Genomic DNA, 1,382 nt, shown 5'->3' with positions numbered 1-1,382 from the left:
CGGCGCGGCGCCCGGACGGGCTGTCGTGGTGCAGGGCGTCATCAGGGATCAACGGCGCCGGCCCGTCCTTGCCGTTGCCGCCGTGCCCACCCGTAGTGACGAGTTGCGGCCGCCACCGGTGCACGGCCCAACCGGCGAGCGCGGCGAGGGCGATGACGACCGGGAACGGCACGCCGAACGCGGCGAGGGCGACGAACGCGACGACCGCGAACCCGACCAGGACACCGTTGTTCAGGGCGCGGCTGCCGACCCGCCACACCGCCTGGGCGACGATCGCGACCACGGCCGGGGCGAGACCGGCGAACAGGGCGGTCACGGCGTGGGTGTCGCCGTAGCCGACGTAGATCGCCGACAGGGCCAGCAGCGCGACCAGCCCGGGAAGCACGAACAGGGTCCCGGCGACCAGGCCGCCCCGGATGCCGTTGAGCAACCATCCGACGTAGATCGCCAGCTGTTGGGCCTCGGGACCGGGTAAGAGCATGCAGTAGTTCAGGGCGTGCAGGAACCGGCGTTGCCCGATCCAGCGGCGCTCGTCGACCAGATGGCGCTGCATGACGGCGATCTGCCCGGCCGGGCCGCCGAAGGTCTGCAAGGAGATGGTGAACCACGCCTTCACGGCCTGGCCGAAGGGTACGACGTCACGGGTAACCGGGGGTTCGGTGGTCGTCACCGCAGGACCTCCATCTCGATTGGGGCGGCCGGTCGGGCTCGGGGCAGGATCCAACGCGCGCACGCCTCCGGCGGCGTCACGTGATGGCGGGGCGGGACAGGGTTACGCGGGCGTGCGCCCCAAGAGCAGGGCGCGGCGGTGGTACTCGTAGAGGCCGTCGAACAGGGGCGCGGTGAGTTCCAGCGTGCGGGCGTCGTCGCAGACCATCGACAGGCCGCGCAGCGCGACGTCCAGGCCGGCCGCCTCCGGCGCGTCGTACCGCCCGTCGTCGATGTCGGCCTCGTGCACGATCTCAGCGATCCGCCACAGCACCGGGTCGGCGAGGTCGTAACGACGCAGGATCGTCTCGAACGTGCAGTCCGACCCGTGATGAGACAGATCCACCCCACGCATGTCGAACGGCGTCGCGTCAGCCGGCACCTCAGACGGATCCGCGACGAAGACGAACTCGGCGTCCGGGTCGACGTGCCGGCGGATCAGCCACCCGCAGGCGGCCCGATCGATGTGCACCCCGGCCCGGGTCGCCCACCTCACGACGCACCCCCACGCACCGGATCAGTAACGGGCTCGCTCGCCAGGTTGGCGAGCGCCTGCTGGGCGACCTCGCGCTCAGGAGGCGGAAAGAAGTCCCGACGGTGAACACGCCGCAGCTCTGCACGCAGCCGACGTACGACACCTGCCCTCGCGGAGCCCGTCAGCTGCGCCGAGGCGC

The 1,382-nt window shown here is 71.6% G+C and carries 2 protein-coding genes; both read right to left on the bottom strand.

Annotation, left to right across the window (positions count from 1 at the left end):
- Nucleotides 1-670 (bottom strand): chromate transporter (locus tag AAH979_RS42970; protein ID WP_346263866.1); only part of this gene is annotated, 670 nt, incomplete at its 3' end.
- A 102-nt stretch (nucleotides 671-772) separates the two neighbouring features.
- Nucleotides 773-1,204, bottom strand: coding sequence for a chromate resistance protein ChrB domain-containing protein (locus tag AAH979_RS42965; protein WP_346263865.1), 432 nt, complete (start codon nucleotides 1,202-1,204; stop codon nucleotides 773-775).
- Nucleotides 1,205-1,382 lie beyond the last annotated feature (178 nt).

This window comes from Plantactinospora sp. ZYX-F-223 (assembly GCF_039649625.1).
Lineage (GTDB): Bacteria > Actinomycetota > Actinomycetes > Mycobacteriales > Micromonosporaceae > Plantactinospora.
The sequence above is the reverse complement of the archived record's forward strand: the minus strand, read 5'-3'. Positions and strand labels throughout refer to the sequence as shown.